Origin of the sequence: Streptomyces sp. NBC_00273, from assembly GCF_036178145.1 — a bacterium.
GTDB lineage: Bacteria > Actinomycetota > Actinomycetes > Streptomycetales > Streptomycetaceae > Streptomyces.
Map to the genome: position 1 here is coordinate 4,147,955 of NZ_CP108067.1, position 16,732 is coordinate 4,164,686.

At 70.3% G+C, this 16,732-nt stretch carries 18 protein-coding genes; 7 read left to right on the forward strand and 11 right to left on the reverse strand.

Translation table 11 applies throughout. From position 1 onward, the window contains the following. Position 1: 1 nt before the first annotated feature. Positions 2-949, reverse strand: coding sequence for a hydrogen peroxide-inducible genes activator (locus OG386_RS17615; RefSeq protein ID WP_328788953.1), 948 nt, complete (start codon positions 947-949; stop codon positions 2-4). A 136-nt stretch (positions 950-1,085) separates the two neighbouring features. Between OG386_RS17615 and OG386_RS17620 the strand changes: the two genes are divergently transcribed. Next, a complete protein-coding gene (locus OG386_RS17620) occupies positions 1,086-1,640 on the forward strand; it encodes a peroxiredoxin (protein ID WP_150259008.1) in 555 nt (184 codons plus the stop codon). A gap of 3 nt (positions 1,641-1,643) precedes the next feature. Beyond that, positions 1,644-2,180 (forward strand): alkyl hydroperoxide reductase, encoded by a 537-nt coding sequence (locus OG386_RS17625; RefSeq protein ID WP_327383511.1) that lies wholly within the window; start codon positions 1,644-1,646, stop codon positions 2,178-2,180. Between the two features lie 61 nt (positions 2,181-2,241). Here OG386_RS17625 and OG386_RS17630 read toward each other — a convergent pair whose 3' ends face one another. The 6 genes from OG386_RS17630 to OG386_RS17655 form a co-directional block, all read right to left on the reverse strand. Further along, positions 2,242-2,946, reverse strand: coding sequence for a hypothetical protein (locus tag OG386_RS17630; protein WP_328788954.1), 705 nt, complete (start codon positions 2,944-2,946; stop codon positions 2,242-2,244). 7 nt (positions 2,947-2,953) lie between these two features. After that, on the reverse strand, positions 2,954-3,658 hold the full coding sequence (locus tag OG386_RS17635) for a hypothetical protein (RefSeq protein ID WP_328788955.1): 705 nt from the start codon (positions 3,656-3,658) through the stop codon (positions 2,954-2,956). Between the two features lie 103 nt (positions 3,659-3,761). Then, positions 3,762-5,165 carry an AI-2E family transporter gene (locus tag OG386_RS17640; RefSeq protein ID WP_328788956.1) on the reverse strand — a complete coding sequence of 468 codons (1,404 nt, stop codon included), beginning with the start codon at positions 5,163-5,165 and terminating at the stop codon, positions 3,762-3,764. 135 nt (positions 5,166-5,300) lie between these two features. Then, positions 5,301-6,020, reverse strand: a complete 720-nt coding sequence (locus OG386_RS17645; RefSeq protein ID WP_328788957.1) for a transglycosylase SLT domain-containing protein — start codon at positions 6,018-6,020, stop codon at positions 5,301-5,303. Positions 6,021-6,434: 414 nt separating this feature from the next. Then, positions 6,435-7,751 carry a PhoH family protein gene (locus OG386_RS17650; protein ID WP_030011185.1) on the reverse strand — a complete coding sequence of 439 codons (1,317 nt, stop codon included), beginning with the start codon at positions 7,749-7,751 and terminating at the stop codon, positions 6,435-6,437. A gap of 312 nt (positions 7,752-8,063) precedes the next feature. Next, positions 8,064-8,825, reverse strand: coding sequence for an isoprenyl transferase (locus OG386_RS17655; RefSeq protein WP_030011184.1), 762 nt, complete (start codon positions 8,823-8,825; stop codon positions 8,064-8,066). 129 nt (positions 8,826-8,954) lie between these two features. Between OG386_RS17655 and mgrA the strand changes: the two genes are divergently transcribed. Continuing rightward, complete coding sequence (gene mgrA, locus OG386_RS17660) at positions 8,955-9,992, forward strand: L-glyceraldehyde 3-phosphate reductase (protein WP_328788958.1); 1,038 nt, start codon at positions 8,955-8,957, stop codon at positions 9,990-9,992. A 142-nt stretch (positions 9,993-10,134) separates the two neighbouring features. On the opposite strand, the gene OG386_RS17665 is transcribed toward mgrA, so the two are convergent. Next, a complete protein-coding gene (locus OG386_RS17665; protein ID WP_328788959.1) occupies positions 10,135-10,926 on the reverse strand; it encodes an A24 family peptidase in 792 nt (263 codons plus the stop codon). Positions 10,927-11,085: 159 nt separating this feature from the next. Between OG386_RS17665 and OG386_RS17670 the strand changes: the two genes are divergently transcribed. The 3 genes from OG386_RS17670 to OG386_RS17680 all read left to right on the forward strand — a co-directional run bounded on the left by OG386_RS17670 (position 11,086) and on the right by OG386_RS17680 (position 13,744). Further along, positions 11,086-11,454 (forward strand): DUF192 domain-containing protein, encoded by a 369-nt coding sequence (locus OG386_RS17670; RefSeq protein WP_327383518.1) that lies wholly within the window; start codon positions 11,086-11,088, stop codon positions 11,452-11,454. A 59-nt stretch (positions 11,455-11,513) separates the two neighbouring features. Further along, positions 11,514-12,131 carry an SMI1/KNR4 family protein gene (locus OG386_RS17675; protein WP_266604429.1) on the forward strand — a complete coding sequence of 206 codons (618 nt, stop codon included), beginning with the start codon at positions 11,514-11,516 and terminating at the stop codon, positions 12,129-12,131. A 326-nt stretch (positions 12,132-12,457) separates the two neighbouring features. Continuing rightward, positions 12,458-13,744: an extracellular solute-binding protein gene (locus OG386_RS17680; RefSeq protein ID WP_328788960.1), complete on the forward strand. Its 1,287-nt coding sequence runs from the start codon at positions 12,458-12,460 to the stop codon at positions 13,742-13,744. A 148-nt stretch (positions 13,745-13,892) separates the two neighbouring features. Here the strand turns inward: OG386_RS17680 and OG386_RS17685 are convergent, their stop codons facing one another. The 3 genes from OG386_RS17685 to OG386_RS17695 all read right to left on the reverse strand — a co-directional run bounded on the left by OG386_RS17685 (position 13,893) and on the right by OG386_RS17695 (position 15,995). Further along, on the reverse strand, positions 13,893-14,519 hold the full coding sequence (locus OG386_RS17685) for a hypothetical protein (RefSeq protein WP_328788961.1): 627 nt from the start codon (positions 14,517-14,519) through the stop codon (positions 13,893-13,895). A gap of 155 nt (positions 14,520-14,674) precedes the next feature. Continuing rightward, on the reverse strand, positions 14,675-15,004 hold the full coding sequence (locus OG386_RS17690; protein ID WP_266604423.1) for a nuclear transport factor 2 family protein: 330 nt from the start codon (positions 15,002-15,004) through the stop codon (positions 14,675-14,677). Positions 15,005-15,125: 121 nt separating this feature from the next. Next, positions 15,126-15,995 carry a polysaccharide deacetylase family protein gene (locus OG386_RS17695; RefSeq protein WP_443053310.1) on the reverse strand — a complete coding sequence of 290 codons (870 nt, stop codon included), beginning with the start codon at positions 15,993-15,995 and terminating at the stop codon, positions 15,126-15,128. Positions 15,996-16,268: 273 nt separating this feature from the next. Here OG386_RS17695 and OG386_RS17700 point away from each other — a divergent pair, with 273 nt between their 5' ends. Next, positions 16,269-16,700, forward strand: a complete 432-nt coding sequence (locus tag OG386_RS17700) for a hypothetical protein (RefSeq protein WP_328788963.1) — start codon at positions 16,269-16,271, stop codon at positions 16,698-16,700. The last annotated feature ends 32 nt before the right edge of the window (positions 16,701-16,732 follow it).

Here is a 16,732-nt window from a genome sequence, read left to right on the forward strand (position 1 = left end):
CCTAGTCGGTGGGCCAGACCGGGAGCGGGCGTACGGCTTCGCGCAGCGCGGCGGCGATGGCCCTGAACTCCTGCTGCCGGGCGGTCCCGGTGCGCATGGCCAGGGCGATCCGCCGGGAGGGGGCGGGCTCGGCGAAGTACCCGGTGGACAGGTACTCGTTGCGGGCGGTCTCCAGCCGTAGCGCGGTGCGCGGCAACAGCGTCACCCCCAGTCCCCCGGCGACCAGTTGTACGAGGGTGGACAGGCCGGCGGCGGTCGTCGTGACGTCCGCCCCGGTCGTCCGGCCCGCTTCCCGGCAGATGTCGAGGGCCTGGTCGCGCAGGCAGTGGCCCTCGTCGAGCAGCAGCAGCTGCAGTCCGCGCAGTTCCTCCAGCGGGATGTCCCGGCGCCCGGCCAGTGCGTGCTCCCGGGGTGCGAGCAGGACGAAGTCCTCGTCGAAGACGGGCAGTTCGGTCACTCCGGGAACCCCGAGCGGGACCGCCAGCAGGAGCAGGTCCAGGCGCCCGCCGCCGAGGCCCTCCAGCAGCGAGGCGGTCTGCTCCTCGTGCACCTGGAGGTCCATCCGCGGGTAGCGCCGGTGGAACAGCCCGAGCACGGTCGGCAGCAGGTACGGCGCCACCGTGGGGATCACCCCGAGCCGCAGCACCCCGGTGAAGGGCGCCCGTACCGCCTCGGCCTCCTCCAGCAGCCCGCCCATGGCGTCGAGGACCACCTGCGCGCGGGCCGCGATCCGCTCGCCCGCCGGCGAGAGCAGCACCTTGCGCGTGGTGCGCTCCAGCAGCTGCACCCCGAGGGCCTCCTCGAGGGCGGAGACGGCACCGGAGAGCGCGGGCTGGCTCATGCCGATGGCCGCGGCGGCGTCCCGGAAGTGCAGGTGCTCGGCGACCGCCGCGAAGGCGCGCAGCTGCGCCAGCGTCGGTTGCTTCGCTCCCCTACTACTGACAGCCACTGATAGGTACCTCCGATCACCCGACACAAGAGTAGCTATTTCTGTAATCAATGCAGGTGTGTCAGCATGTGAGATACGTCCAACCCCATCGGAAAACCCCCAAAAGGGTGCATTTTCCACTTCGTAAGGAGAGCGCGTGCTCACTGTTGGTGACAAGTTCCCGGCTTTCGACCTGACCGCCTGTGTCTCGCTCGAGGCCGGATCTGAGTTCGCGCAGATCGACCACAAGACCTACGAGGGCAAGTGGAAGGTCGTCTTCGCGTGGCCGCTGGACTTCACCTTCGTGTGCCCGACCGAGATCGCCGCCTTCGGCAAGCTGAACGAGGAGTTCGCCGACCGCGACGCGCAGGTCCTCGGCTTCTCGCTCGACTCCGAGTACGTGCACCACGCCTGGCGCAAGGACCACGCCGACCTGCGTGACCTGCCCTTCCCGATGATGTCCGACATCAAGCGCGAGCTGTCGGCCGAGCTGGGCATCCTGGGCGAGGACGGCCTCCCGATGCGCGCCGTCTTCATCGTGGACCCGAACAACGAGATCCAGTTCTCGATGGTGACCGCCGGTTCCGTGGGCCGTAACCCCAAGGAGGTCCTGCGGGTCCTCGACGCCCTGCAGACCGACGAGCTGTGCCCGTGCAACTGGAACAAGGGTGAGGCCACCATCGACGCCGGCGCGCTGCTGGCCGGTGAGTGACGGATGTCCCTCGACTCCCTGAAGTCGGCCATACCGGACTTCGCCAAGGACCTGAAGCTGAACCTCGGTTCGGTCATCGGCAACAGCGACCTCCCGCAGCAGCAGCTGTGGGGCACCGTCCTGTCCTGCGCGATCGCCGCCCGCTCGGCCATCGTCCTGCGTGAGCTGGAGCCCGAGGCGAAGGCCAACCTCTCGCCGGAGGCGTACACCGCCGCCAAGTCCGCCGCCGCGGTCATGGGGATGAACAACGTCTTCTACCGCACCCGGCACCTGCTCTCCGACCCGGAGTACGGCACGCTGCGCGCGGGCCTGCGGATGAACGTCATCGGCAACCCGGGCGTGGAGAAGATCGACTTCGAGCTGTGGTCGCTCGCGGTCTCCGCGATCAACGGCTGCGGCCAGTGCCTGGACTCGCACGAGCAGGTCCTGCGCAAGGCGGGCGTCGACCGCGAGACGATCCAGGAGGCCTTCAAGATCGCCTCCGTGATCCAGGCCGTCGCCGTCACCCTCGACGCCGAGGCCGCCCTCGCCGCCGAGTAACGGCACCCCGTACGACGACACTGGGCCCCGCCACCGGAAACGGTCGCGGGGCCCTGTGCGTTCAGCTCTTGCGCAGTGCGGCCATCAGCGCCCGCGCGTCCTCGGCCGCCGCGGCCACCAGGGCGTCCCGGTCCGGGTGCGGCAGAGGATCCGTCCGGGGGTCGGACTCGCCCTCCCCTTCGAAGATCGTCACGACGATCGTGAACACCGCGCCGCCGTCACGGACCCGCAGCCGGATGCCGTCGCCGGGCCCGGGACGGGTGACGAGGGCCTCTTCCCCGAGACCGGGCACCGACTCCCACCCGCCGTCGCCGCTGACGAACCACCGGGCATCAGGGGAGCTGGCGGCGAACTCGGCCTTCGGGTCGGTCATCTTGTGCAGTTCGACCACGGCCGCGACGTAGATGCTCCCGCTGGGGGCGGGCCTGTCGCTGCTGCGGGAGCACGACGCCCAGTCCAGCGCCCGATGCCGGCCGCCCGCCTGCGGTACGGGGTCCGCGAGCCCGCCCAGCAGTCCCTCCAGGGTCGGGGCCTTGAACTGGCCGCAGAGGTCGTCCGTGACCCGGTAGCGGATCTCCGGCTCGGCCGTCCGGTCCCCGAAGGCGTACAGCCCGCCGGCCCACAGCGCGGAGGTGGCCACCACCGCCGCCGCCACCCACGGCCAGGGCCGGTCCGGGGCCCGCGCCCCGGGCGCCACGGTGTCCTGCACGACCTCGGCCGGTCGCGCCGGCTCCCACTCCCCGTCCAGCTCCGGCTCCGTGATCATCCCGGCCCTACTTCTTCAGCGCCGACATCAGCTCGCGCATGTCCTCGATCATCGCCGCCTGGACCGCGTCGACGTCGGTGGCGGGTCGGCCGTTCGTCTCCGCGAAGGTGTTCGCGCCCGCTTCGACGGTGAACACCGCTCCGCCGTCCAGCACTTTGAGGATCAGCCAGGTGTCGCCGGACATCACGTTCATCACGGCACGCTCTCCGAGGTCCGGCACCGCTGCCGTGCGCACGCCGCCCGCGTAGGAGATGGTGCGGAGGTCCGGTGCGTCGAACTCGGCCGAGGGATCCGTCTTCTTGTGCAGGGCGACCTGGGCGACCACGTCGAAGTCCGGGGCCGTCCCGTCCTTCCCGGCGTTCTCCAGATGGCACCGTGCCGCGTACACGGCCGGGTGGTCGCCCTCGAGGTTCACCGGCTTCTTCTTGTGCATGTCTCCGGTGATCCCGCTCAGCGCCCGGGCCTTGAAGTCCTGGCACAGGTTCTTCGACGCCCGGTAGGAGGTCTCGAGCTCGACCGTCCGGTCCCCGAAGGCGTACAGCCCACCGCCCCACACCGCGGACGCGACCACGGCACCGCCCAGCGCCCACAGCCACGACCGCTGGCCCGGACCGCCCGTCGCCCGCTCGCGCGCGGGGACCCGGTCCGCCGACCGGGCCGGCTCCAAGGCCTCGGTCTGCCATTCCTCGCCGAGCTCCGGATCTGTGATCATGCCTGTCCCCCGTGTCCCTGTTCCCCCCGCGATGCCGTCGGCACGCGAATCAGTTCGATCATCGCAGCCCTGATCGCCGGAATGTCTGGTTCCGCGAGGAGGGTCAGGGTGTGACGTGCCCCTCTCCCTCGGGGACCACGCTCAGGGCCGTCGAACCGTGCGGGGCGGGGCCGATCATTTCGGATCCGAGGTGGTGCTGCTCGCGCGAGTACGCCTTCAAGTAGCCCACCACCGTGTTGGTGACGGCCACCAGCGGCACCGCGACGACCGCTCCGCCGATGCCCGCGATCATGCCGCCGGCGGCCACCGAGAGCACCACCGCGAGCGGGTGCACCCGGACGGCCCGGCCGAGGATGAAGGGCTGGAGCACGTGGCCCTCGATCTGCTGCACCGCCAGCACCACCAGCAGCACCATCAGGGCGGTGAACACGCCCTGGGTCACCAGCGCCACGACCACCGCGAGCGCGCCCGACACCACGGCGCCGACCAGCGGGATGAAGGCGAACAGGAAGATGAAGACGGCCAGCGGCACGGCCATCGGCACGTCCAGGAAGTAGATGCCGAGGCCGATGAAGATGGCGTCGATGAGGGCGACGATGACCGTGCCGCGCACGTACGCGGTCAGCGTGCGCCAGGCCCGCGGACCGGCGCCGGCGACACCGGCGCGGGCGGCGGACGGGACCAGGCCCAGCGCCCAGTTCCAGATGCGCTTGCCGTCGTAGAGCAGGAAGAGCGTGGAGAACATCGCGAGCAGGATGCCCGTCAGGACCTCGACGAGCACCGTCACGCCCTGCAGTCCGGCGGAGGTGATCTGCTCGGTGTTGGTGCCGATGGTCTCGCTGAGGTTCTTCGCGATGTCGTTGATCTGCTTCTCGGTCACGTGGAACGGGCTGTCCAGTGCCCAGAGCTTGAGCTCGTTGATGCCGTCGCGCACCCGGTCGGAGAGGTCGTCGAGGTTCTCCATGACCTGCCAGACCACGAACCAGCCGACGAGCCCGATGACCACGAAGCCGAGGATCGCCGTGACGGCCGTGGCCAGTCCGCGCGGCAGGCCCAGTCTGCGCAGCCGGACCACGAACGGCTGGAGCATCGCGGTGACGAGCATCGCGGCGGCGAAGGCGAGGACGACCAGGCGGACTTCGCTGATCACCTTCATCAGCACCCAGAGCATCCCGGCGAGCAGCAGCAGCCGCCAGCTGGCCTCGGCGGCGACGCGCATCCCCCAGGGGACGACGCTCGCCGGGTCGGGGCGCACGGGCACGGCCGGGGCGGCGAGGTGGGGCGCGGGGACCACGGGCGGGTAGGAGGGCGGCGCGGGAACGGTCGCGACCGCCGCGGCGGCCGACGCCTCGGCAGCCCCCGCGTCCGGTGCCCGCCCGGGCCCGCCGGACAGCGGCAGGTCGCCGCTGGTCTCGGCTTCGACCTCGGCGCGCCGCTCGTTGAGCCGCGCCTCCATCCGGTTCAGCTTGTTCCCGAGCCGGCCGAGCCAGCCTTCCCTCTTCGCCATGTCGCTTCCTTCCCCCGCCCCCGGTCTACGGGCTCACCTCGAAGACCGTACACGCGAGGAGCCCCGCACCGTAGGACGGTGCGGGGCTCCCCAGGGTTGTGCGGTGCTGCGGCGCTCGCGGCGGCGCGGGCCGCTCTAGTACCAGCCGTTGGCCTGGTGGAAGCTCCAGGCGCTGCAGGGGCTGCCGTAGCGGTCTTCCATGTAGTTCAGACCCCACTTGATCTGCGTGGCGGGGTTGGTGCGCCAGTCGGCACCGGCCGAGGCCATCTTCGAACCGGGCAGCGCCTGGACCAGACCGTAGGCGCCCGAGGACGAGTTGACGGCCTTGTAGTTCCAGGTGGATTCCTGGTTGATGATGTTCGAGAAGCACTGGAACTGCCCGGCCGGGACCATCTGCTGGGCAATGGCCTTGACCTGGGCGACCGTGTAGGAGCTCTGGGGAGCGAAGTCCCCGGCGTCGCGGGCGGCGGAGCGGCTCGCGACCTGCTCCTTCTCGTCGCGTTCCTTCTTCAGCTTGGCCTCGGCCTCGGCCTCGGCCTTCTCCTTCTCGGCCTTCTCGGCCTCGGCCTTCTTGGCCTTGGCGTCCTCGGCGGCCTGGACGCGCGCGGCCTCCTCGACGGAACGCTTGGTGTCGGCTTCCGCGGCGTGGGCGATGGCATCGGCCTGCTGCGTCAGGGACGCGGTCTGGACCTCTGCCTGGTCGCCGACCGGGATGTCCGCAAGGAGAGTCGCGCCGGACGCGGTCGTCTCGAGATCGTTCGTGGGGTCGCCGGTGGCAACGCCTACGACTGCGCCGACGGTGGTGACCGCGGTGGCCGAAGCCACGGCGAACCCCCGGACCGAGATCCGGCTCACACGGTGTCCTTCCAGCAGCATCCGCAGTGACCGCGCGGGCGCAAAAGTGCCCTCGACTCTGGCCTCCGTGGTTCTACGGTCACTGGAGGCGCGGGCCCGTGGGCAACCCCCTTGCGGGGGCCGCCGCGTGAATCTCCGGGCGGCATACGGCGATCGGCTGTGGAGTTGTGGTGCTGCGCGTACCTCACGGGAGATACAGGTATGCCGTATGCGGGGCCTGACGGAAACCAGACTCTGCCCGAACGCCACACCGCAAGGCAATTCTCCATTGCGTGTGAAAGATCACACCTGGGGTGTCGCCGCCGATTCGAGAAAAGACCTGTGCAACACGGCGCCGCCCGGCTAGGCTCTCGGGCCTTTGCCGGGCGGCGCCAACTCACCGTCCCACTATGGGGGTTTTGACCGGTACGACCGTCAGAGGTTCTCCAGCATCTCGGTCACCAGCGCGGCGATCGGGGAGCGCTCCGAGCGCGTCAGCGTGATGTGGGCGAAGAGCGGGTGGCCCTTCAACTTCTCGACCACGGCGACCACTCCGTCGTACCGACCGACCCGCAGGTTGTCCCGCTGGGCGACATCGTGGGTCAGAACGACCCGCGAATTGGCGCCGATTCGGGACAGAACGGTCAGCAGGACATTGCGCTCCAGCGACTGCGCCTCGTCCACGATCACGAAGGCGTCGTGCAGCGAGCGGCCTCGGATGTGCGTGAGCGGCAGGACCTCCAGCATCCCGCGGTTCAGCACCTCCTCGATGACCTCGCGCCCGGCGACCGCCGAGAGGGTGTCGAAGACCGCCTGCGCCCAGGGGCTCATCTTCTCGGAGGCGTCCCCGGGCAGGTAGCCGAGGTCCTGACCGCCCACCGCGTACAGCGGCCGGAAGACCATCACCTTCTGGTGCTGCCTGCGCTCCAGGACCGCTTCCAGTCCCGCGCAGAGCGCCAGTGCCGACTTTCCGGTGCCGGCCCGGCCGCCCATCGAGATGATCCCGATCTCGGGGTCGAGGAGGAGGTCCAGCGCGATGCGCTGCTCGGCGCTGCGACCGTGCAGCCCGAAGGCCTCCCGGTCGCCGCGCACGAGCCGCACGTTGCCGTCCGCCGTGACCCGGCCGAGCGCCTTGCCGCGCTCGGACTGCAGGACCAGTCCGGTGTGCACGGGCAGCTCCGCGGCCTCCGGCACGTAGAGACGGTCCTCCGAGTAGAGGAGGTCCACCTGTTCTCCGGAGAGGGCGAGGTCGCTCATGCCCGTCCAGCCGGCGTCGGTGATCGCGAGCTCCGCGCGGTACTCCTCGGCGATCAACCCCACGGAGGAGGCCTTGATGCGCAGTGGGAGGTCCTTCGAGACCACCGTGACGTCGTAGCCCTCGGCCTGGAGGTTGCGGGCGACCGCGAGGATCCGCGAGTCGTTGTCCCCCAACCTGAAACCGGCGGGCAGGACGCTCGTGTCGGAGTGGTTGAGCTCGACGCGCAGGGTGCCGCCCAGATCGCCCAGCGGGATGGGGGCGTCCAGGCGACCGTTGCGAACCCGGAAGTCGTCGAGCAGGCGCAGGGCCTGGCGAGCGAAGTAACCGAGTTCGGGATGGTGCCTCTTTGCCTCCAGCTCGGTGATCACCACGATCGGGAGCACGACCTCGTGCTCGTCGAAGCGGGAGATCGCATTGGGGTCTGCCAGCAGGACGCTGGTGTCGAGGACGTAGGTCCGCCTGTCGGGCAGGCGGCTCTTTGTGCTGGTCACCACGGAAGGACGTACCCCCTCGGAAGAGGTCGGGCCATGAAGACCGGACCGGTCATCGGCACCCATGCCAGGGCCGATTTCCGGCCCTCCACTCCGTCCGTGCGAACCGCACGTGCGTCCTGGTGCAAAGGGCCTCCCGGGCGGACGACCCCATGCCGTCCGCTGAGACTCGACACCCGTGGATCGGGCATCGACCTGAAAGGGATATTCCCCGAACAAGCCAGGCCATGCCATGGCATATGACGGACGCTCGGTGAATCCCTGGTGAAGGCTTCGAGGGGAGGGGGTCGCGGGGCACAGGGCCCCTACGGTGACTCAGGTGCCGTAGCGCCGGTGACGGGCCGCGTAGTCGCGCAGGGCCCGCAGGAAGTCGACCTTGCGGAAGGCCGGCCAGAAGACTTCGCAGAAGTAGTACTCGCTGTGCGCGCTCTGCCAGAGCATGAATCCGGACAGCCGCTGCTCGCCGCTGGTGCGGATGACGAGGTCCGGGTCCGGCTGGCCGCGCGTGTAGAGGTGCTCGGCGATGTGGTCGATGTCGAGGATCTCGGCGAGCTCCTCGAAGGAGGTGCCCTTGCGCGCGTGCTCGAGCAGCAGCGAGCGCACCGCGTCGGCGATCTCCTGGCGGCCGCCGTAGCCGACGGCGACGTTGACGAGTATCCCGTCGACGTCGTGGGTGGCCTGCTCGGCCTCCTTGAGGACGTTCTGCGTCCGGGCGGGCAGGATGTCGAGGTTGCCGACGTGGTGGACGCGCCAGCGGCCGTCCGCGGCGAGGCCCCGCACGGTGTTCTCGATGATGTTGAGCAGCGGGCGGAGCTCGACCTCCGGCCGGTCCAGGTTGTCCGTGGAGAGCATCCACAGGGTGACGACCTCGACGTCCGTCTCGGTGCACCAGCCCAGCATCTCGGAGATCTTGTCGGCGCCGGCCTGGTGGCCCTGCTCCGTCGTCCCTCCGGACGCCTTCGCCCAGCGGCGGTTTCCGTCCAGGATGACGCCGATGTGCTTGGGCGCCGCGTCATGGTCGAGGCGGCCTTCCACCCGGCGTGCGTAAAGCCTGTACACCAGGTCGCGCAACTTCACGATCTTCCAGCCCCTCCGTGCCTTGCCCCCGAGCGAAATGCGGTCCCTCCCCCGAGTCCGCCACATTACTGCGCGGTGGGATCGGGTACCCAACTCGGTCTGTCACAAGTCCGTGATAGGGAGGACAACGTGACTGATACCAATCCCTATCGGGCAGAGCCCTCGCGCTACGACTCCATGGAGTACCGGCGCACCGGCCACAGCGGCCTCAAGCTCCCCGCCATCTCCCTCGGCCTCTGGCACAACTTCGGCGACGACAGGTCCCTGGAGTCCCAGCGGGCGATCCTCCGCCGGGCCTTCGACCTCGGCATCACCCACTTCGACCTGGCGAACAACTACGGCCCGCCGCCCGGCTCGGCCGAGCTGAATTTCGGCAAGATCTTTTCGCAGGACTTCGCGTCCTACCGCGACGAGCTGATCCTGTCGACCAAGGCCGGCTACCTGATGCACCCCGGGCCGTACGGCGAGTGGGGCAGCCGCAAGTACCTGCTCAGCTCGCTCGACGCCTCGCTGAAGCGGATGGGCGTGGACTACGTCGACGTCTTCTACTCCCACCGCTTCGACCCGGATACCCCGCTGGAGGAGACCATGGGCGCCCTCGCGTCCGCGGTCCAGCAGGGCAAGGCCCTGTACGTGGGCGTCTCCTCCTACACGGCGGAGCAGACGGCCGAGGCCGTACGGATCCTGCGCGGAATGGGCGTGCGCCCGCTCATCCACCAGCCCTCCTACTCCATGATCAACCGCTGGACGGAGGAGGACGGGCTGCTGGACACCCTGGAGGACGCCGGCATGGGCTGCATCTCCTTCGCGCCGCTCGCGCAGGGCATGCTGACCGGCAAGTACCTGAAGGGCATCCCGGCGGACTCGCGGGCCGCGCAGGGCAAGTCCCTGAACCCGGACCTGCTCTCGGACGAGGTGCTCCGCCGGCTGACCGGTCTGAACGAGATCGCGGCTCGCCGCGGGCAGTCCCTCGCCCAGCTGGCCCTCAAGTGGGTGCTCCGCGACGACCGGATGACCTCGGCCCTGATCGGCGCGTCGAGCGTGCCGCAGTTGGAGGAGAACGTGGCCGCGCTGGCGTCCGCGCCGCTCGGGGAGGACGAGTTGAAGGAGATCGACTCCCTCGCCGTCTCCACCCCCGGCACCAACATTTGGGCTCAACGCGGCTGACCTGCGTTTTTGTCGCGCAGCGCGGCCGGGGAGCCGGAAAACAAAAAACGGGCCGGTCCGTGGGGGGGATACGGACCGGCCCGAGGGGGGGGTTCCACCATAACCCTTCGTAAAGCATGCTGCGTGCATTGGCGCACGATGATTACGCTCCGAAACCACCCAGCAGCACTCCGGTGAGTGCTCCGGCCGCCATGAAGGGGCCGAACGCGTACCCCTGATTCCGCTCGTCGGGGCCGCGCAGCAACAGGATCAGCCCGTACAGGGCCCCGTAGAGCAGGCCGAGGAAGGCCCCGGCGGACCATACCCCCCACCCGTACCACCCAAGAGCGACCCCCATCGAGAGCGCCAGCTTGACGTCGCCGAAGCCCATTCCGGCGGGGTTGATCAGATGGAGCAGCAGGTACGCCGCTCCGAGTGCCGCGCCGCCCAGCAGGGCGAGCCGCCCGTCGCCTGCGGCGCGGGGCAGGAGGGCGGCCGCACCGAGTCCGGCGGCGACCGCGGCGGCGAGCGGCAGGGTCAGCACGTCCGGCAGCCGGTGCACGGCGCGGTCCACGAGCGAGAGCAGCACGACCACCGGGGCGAGCCCCACGTAGGCCAGCGCCTCGGGGCGCGCCCCGACGGCGGCCCCGAGCACGGCGCAGAGCGCCCCGACGAGGGCGGCGAGGGGGACGGCGCGCCTCCCGTAGGCGTGCGGCGCCGCGGACTCGGGGGGCCGGCCGCCGGAGCCCCGGCCCTGGCCCCGGCCCTGCACGACGGCCTCCGCGGGAAAGCGGCAGCGGGCCGGTCCGAGCCAGCCGCGCACCCGGTGCCCCTGCGGGCAGCGGTCGCGCCAGGGCTCCCCCGGCTCGACGGAGAACCGGTACGCGGCACGCGGCAGCAGCCATCCCGCGGTGGCGCCGTATCCGGCGGCGAGAACGATCGGGGCGACACCCATGCGGCGACGGTAGCGCCGACGGGTGCGGCTGCGCGGGGCTTCCGGGGCTGTCCTTTTCGGGCCGCCCGGCGTTTGAGGACCGGCCGGGCGGAACCCGGGGAACGGTGGAAGGGCGGGTAGGGGACGGCTCCGCGCAGCGGCACCCCTAGGCTGGCCGGCATGGCGAACTGGCAGGACGGCCCCGGCACACTGCACGCCGGCACGCACCGCATCCCCCTGGAGGTCGCCGCGTCCTACCGGGCCCGCACCCGGGGCCTGCTCGGGCGGGACGGGATCGACGGCGCGATGCTGCTGACCCCCGCGGCGAGCGTGCACACCTTCCGGATGCGGTTCGCGATCGACGTGGCGTACCTCGACCGCGACCTCGGCGTGCTCGCCGTGGTCACCATGGCGCCGGGCCGGCTCGGGCTGCCGCGACTGCGCTCCCGGCACGTCCTGGAGTCGGCGGCCGGCGCCATGGCGGGCTGGGGCCTGCGGGCCGGAACCACGATCAAGGTGGACGTACCGGGGCGTCTCACTCCCCGCTAGGCGAGGCCCCTCGCTGGCAGTAGGTTGGGGCGGTTGAGCTGGGGCATCAGGGGAGCGGCATGACGGAGAACGCGCGGATCAAGGCGCTGGAGCAGATCATGCCGGCGACGCACGGCGCCGACGAGGACATCGACTGGCCGGCGGTGGAGGCCGTCTGGGGGACCCGGTTCCCGGCCGATTTCATCGCGTTCATGGGCCGCTTCGGCGCGGGCTCCATCAACGGCGAGGCCAGCATCCTGTTGCCGCTGCCCAAGCCCGGACTCCAGTGGGACCCGACCGGGATGGTCGAGGAGACCGACAACGCCCGCCAGACCTGGGAGGCGGAGGGCGGCCGCTCCGCCTTCGACGTGGACCCCGAGTCGATCATCGCCTGGGGCGTCACCGGCGGGTCGGACATCCTGTGCTGGCTCACCTCCGACCCCGATCCGGACCGGTGGCCGGTCCTGGTCTGCGGGCGGCACACCGCCGACTCCTTCGCGGTGTATCCGTACGGCATGGCCGAGTTCCTCTACCGGCTGTGCTCCGACGAGTTCGACGTGAGCCCCGTCAGCATCACCTTCTGGGACGGCGGCCACCTCAGCTTCGTGCACTGGCGCAAGGCCCAGCGGCGCTGGCAGGAGGGCCGCAACCCGGAGACGGGCGAGCCCGACCCGTACGCGGGCGAGTTCGCCGACTAGCCCGCACCCACGCCCGCGCCCGCACCCACGCCCGTACCCGCAGGGCGCGCGGACCCCGAAGGACCCGCAGAACCCGAAGAGCCCGTTCCGAGACCGGAAACGGGCTTTTCGGCATGTCTACGCGCGTCCAGTATTTGGATCGCATATCGGAAAACACCATTAGGAAAAGCCCCAGTTGGAGAATTGACCACAAGTGCGCCCCCAATGGAATCAATCACCCCTCCCTCAGGAGAGAATTCCGGCCAACGGGCCATCGAGGGACACCCCAGCCCGGAGCAACTCATAAGTAATAACTGGATCCAAAAGAAAATCAGGGGAATACACCCGTGCGACGAAGAATTTCCGGCACGACCGCCACCACGGCCGTGCTCGGTCTGCTGGTCCCGCTGGCCGGATGCGGCGGCTCCGGAGACGGTGCAGGTGACGCCGGTACGCTGCATCTGGTCGCCGCCGAATACGGCGACAGTCCGGCCACCAGTTCCAAGCCCTACTGGGAGAAGATGGCGGCCGATTTCACCGAGGCGAACCCCGGAATCAAGCTCGACGTCAAGCTCCTGCCGTGGGCCGACATCGACCGCGAAGTCTCGCGTATGGTCAAGGCCGGCAAGGCGCCGGACGTGGCACTGATGGGGTCTTACTCGGACTTCGCGGCCCAAGGGAAGCTGTATCCCGCGGACGAACTGCTCTCGGTCACCGCCGAGGCGAATTTCCTCCAGCCGCTCGCCGACGCGGGCTCCGTCGGAAACACCCTCTACGGCCTGCCCTTCGTGGCGAGCAGCCGTCTCCTCTTCTACAACGAGGCGCTCTTCGCCAAGGCCGGCATCAAGGAGCCGCCCAAGACCTGGTCCGACCTCAAGTCCGACGCCAAGGCGCTCAAGGACAAGGGCGTGAAGTACCCCTACGCCCTGCCGCTCGGCCCGGAGGAGGCGCACGCCGAGGCGCTGATCTGGGAGCTGAGCAACGGCGGCGGCTACGCCGACAGCAGCGGCAACTACAGCCTGGCCTCCGACCAGAACATCGCGACCTGGGACTGGGTCAAGAAGGAGATGGTCGGTGCCGGGTTCACCGGCCCGACCCCGCCGTCCCAGCTGAACCGCGCCGACGCCTTCGCCGCCTTCCTGCGCGGCGAGGTCGGCATGGTCAACGGCTATCCCTCGCTCGCCCACGAGGCGCGCGCCAAGGGCATCAGCGTCTCGACCACCTCCATGCCCGTCTCGGACAACCTGGGCACCGGGGTACCGCCGCCGACCGTCGGTGTCGCCGACTGGATGATGGCGTTCAAGCAGAACGGCAAGCGCGCGGAGATCGGCAAGTTCCTGGAGTTCATCTACCAGGACAAGAGCCTCTCGGACTTCGCCGACCGCTACCACCTGCTGCCGTCCACCGTCACGGCCTCGCGCACCCCGACCGGGGGCGGCCTGGACAAGAACGACACGCAGTTCCTCAACGCGCTGCGCGGCGCCCAGCTCTACCCGGTCAACGACCCGTCCTGGCTGACGGTCAGCGACACCATCAAGCGCAACATCGGACGCGCCGTGGAACCGACCGGCAACCCCAAGGCCGTGCTGGAGGACATCGCCGGACAGGCCGCCCAAGCCGCCAAGAAACACTGAGAAGTTCCTCGACACGGGACCTTCGACCCATGCCGCAGACCACCCCGTGCGGCACCATGGCCCCTACGGCTCTTGATCCAAGGCCCCGGCCCAGTCGCCCGACGAGCACCCACAAGGTGCACGGGGCGGCCGGCCTCCACCCGAACCCTCAGCGCTGCTGACCGTGGTTCGAGGCGAACGCCGTCCGGTACTGCTCGCAGCTGGAGTCCCAGCGCAGCGTCCCGACCAGCGTTCCGTAGCCCGAGCGCGTGACCGACCACTCCACCGTGTACTCCCCGGTGTCGCACGCGATCCGTTTGCCGCCCGCGACCTTCTCCCGCCCGGTCGCCGGCTTCCCGGTCAGTTCCTCGCGCACCTCCGCGACCTTGGCCCGGTCGGCGGAGCGCAGTACGGCGTGCACGACGATCGGGTGCTCGCCCTCCTTCACCGTCAGGGCCTTCTTCACCACCGTCGAGTCCGACACCGACCAGGCGAACTCGTAACCGGGCAGCCACGCCAGGGTCTTGGGGTCGGCGACCTGACGCTTGTAGTCCGGCGCGGCCGAGGGACCGGGGCGGGTGACCGTCCGGTACTGGACCCCGGGGTGGAAGCGGAACTGCGCCTCCACCTTGTGCATCTCGTCCTTGGTCCACATCGACTTCATGGCCTTCTCGCCGCCTGCCGGGTCCTGGAGGTACGCCGTGCCCTCCGCAGCGGTGGCGGCCTGGCCCAGGAGGGGCGCGAGGGCCGCGGAGGCGGTGGCGAGGGCGAGAGCGGCGATGCGGGTGCGCTTCATGCCCGGCCCAACGGACCCCTGCGGCGGGCCGGAACGACGCAGGGCGTGCTTTCACCCGTACGGGAGTGCCCGGTGCCCTCGTACCGGGCGCGGTGCCCCGGGGAGCCGGGAGGGTATCCGCCCGGAGTCCGCTCAGGGGTCCGCTCAGGGTCCGCTCAGGCCTGACCGGTCTCGAAGCGGCTGATCCGGCCGCCGCCGGGCGCGATCACGAAGCGCCATGTGGTGCGCATCTCGCCCCAGGTGTCGTTGCGGTAGTTGACGAGCAGGGTGCGGCCGCCGTCGGACTCGGACTGGACGTCCATGTGGCCGCCGGAGTCGAAGATCTCCCGGTCGATCCAGTCGTGCAGATCGCGGTCGGAGCCGTCGTCGGACATGGTCGCGTCGGCGGTCAGGACCGCGAGGAAGGCGTCCCTGTCGTGCGCGTTGACGGCGGCGACGAGGGCGCCGACCACCGGGTCGGACAGTCTGGCGGGGGCGATGGCCACAGGAGCCTCCTGATCGGGCGTACGTTCGTCCGTGCCCGACCAGGGAACAACGCGGGCGGGTCCGCGTCGTCGACCGTCACCCGTTCGCCCGGCGGACGGCGTGTCAGGGGCGGCGGGCGCGTCAGGAGGAGCGGGGAGCGTCGAGCGCGTCTGCGGCGTGGGTGTTCGGGGTGTCCGGGGCGGTGCGGACGGGGAAGCCGGTGGGCCGGCCCTGCTCCTTGAGCCAGGTCAGCACCTGGTCGAGGGCGTCGACGGTCTGGGCGCGGTTGCCGCCGCCGTCGTGGAAGAGCACCGTGGGGCCGTTGCCTATCTCGCGCTTGACGGCGTTCACGATCGCGGCGGTACCGGGCTTGTCGAAGTCCTTGGTGTCGACGTTCCAGCCGAGCGGCCGCATCCCGTGCGCGGCGGCGATGCGCCGGCTGTCGGGGGTGAACGCGCCGCCGGGGGCCCGGTAGTACTCGACCTTCGCGCCGCCGCCCGCGGCTTCCTCGATCAGCTTCTTCGCCTCCAGGATCTGCTGTTCCTGGTAGGCGACGGGCTTCTTGTCCATGGCCGTGTCGTGGTTCATGGTGTGGTCGCAGAGCCGGTGTCCGGCCGCGACCACCTCCTTCACCAGGTCGGGATGGGCCTTGGCCTGCGGCCCGACCATGCAGAAGGTCGCCTTGGCGTCGTGCCGGCGCAGTACGTCCAGCACCTTCGGCGTCCAGCGGGGGTCGGGGCCGTCGTCGATGGTGATGTTGACGGCGTCGCCGCCGCCCTCGGAGGCGTGGGCTATGCCCTCGGGTATCCCCTGCGGCTGCTCCCCGGGCCGGCCGTCGTCGCCGCGACCGGAGTGGTCGGTGGCGCCCGGGCGGGCCACGTTCTGCTGTGAGGCGGCGGTGCCGTCCGGTCCGAACAGGGCCGCCGCGCCCCACACGGTCGCCGCCACGGCGGTGGCCGAGGCCACGACGGCGACACCGGCCCGGACACCCTTGTTGTTCGCACGCGCCAAGAAGCTCATGAACAGTCCCCTCCCCATCCACTGTGTGGGCGTTCTGTGGATCAGGACGTTCGTCACCGCCGGGAAGTTCCAGCCAAATAGCCCATAAATTCCCTGTTATGGGACTGTTGGGACCGATGGGACTTTAGTCCTGCATGGAGTTGCAACCTGCCCGCACGAACACGCCCGAAACGGACAGATCTTCGACAGCATCCGTTCTGCATCTCAAGTCGGCGCGCCTGCAAGGAGGTTCGCCGGTCGGAGCACTCGATCAGAATGGAGTCCATGGACTCGCCGGACTCATCGGACTCACCGGACTCGCCGGACTCACCGGACTCGCCGGACTCGCCGGACGACCGCTCCGACTGGCCGGTGGACAAGCTGACCGCGCTCCGCCTCGGCCGGAGACTGGTGACGGAGGTCCCGGCGTCCCACTCGGGCCGCCGTGCGTTCGTGGACGTGACCCCCTCCCGGAGCCGGGCCGACGACCGGGCACGGGACGAGGGCTGGGCGCGCGGCGACACGGGCCGCCGCTTCCGCCTGAAGCACTGGGAGTACGACGGCGAACGCCTCGACGGCTTCGACTACGACATCGGCGCGGTCCTCGTCGCGTCCGCCGAGGCCGCCGACGAGGCCGGCCTGCTCGCCGCGCTCACCGCCTGGGGTCTGCGCCCCGGGGCCTTCGCGTACCCCTGGGAGACGGACGACCCCGGGTAGCGGCGCCCGGACACGCCGGAAGGCGGCACCCC

What these genes read in the sequence shown, in the direction of transcription:
- OG386_RS17700 (WP_328788963.1), top strand. Translation starts at nt 16,269, where the DNA reads ATGGACTCGCCGGACTCATCGGACTCACCGGACTCGCCGGACTCACCG.
- OG386_RS17665 (WP_328788959.1), bottom strand. Translation starts at nt 10,926, where the DNA reads ATGGGTGTCGCCCCGATCGTTCTCGCCGCCGGATACGGCGCCACCGCG.
- OG386_RS17675 (WP_266604429.1), top strand. Translation starts at nt 11,514, where the DNA reads ATGACGGAGAACGCGCGGATCAAGGCGCTGGAGCAGATCATGCCGGCG.
- OG386_RS17670 (WP_327383518.1), top strand. Translation starts at nt 11,086, where the DNA reads ATGGCGAACTGGCAGGACGGCCCCGGCACACTGCACGCCGGCACGCAC.
- OG386_RS17625 (WP_327383511.1), top strand. Translation starts at nt 1,644, where the DNA reads ATGTCCCTCGACTCCCTGAAGTCGGCCATACCGGACTTCGCCAAGGAC.
- OG386_RS17640 (WP_328788956.1), bottom strand. Translation starts at nt 5,165, where the DNA reads ATGGCGAAGAGGGAAGGCTGGCTCGGCCGGCTCGGGAACAAGCTGAAC.
- OG386_RS17630 (WP_328788954.1), bottom strand. Translation starts at nt 2,946, where the DNA reads ATGATCACGGAGCCGGAGCTGGACGGGGAGTGGGAGCCGGCGCGACCG.
- OG386_RS17685 (WP_328788961.1), bottom strand. Translation starts at nt 14,519, where the DNA reads ATGAAGCGCACCCGCATCGCCGCTCTCGCCCTCGCCACCGCCTCCGCG.
- OG386_RS17635 (WP_328788955.1), bottom strand. Translation starts at nt 3,658, where the DNA reads ATGATCACAGATCCGGAGCTCGGCGAGGAATGGCAGACCGAGGCCTTG.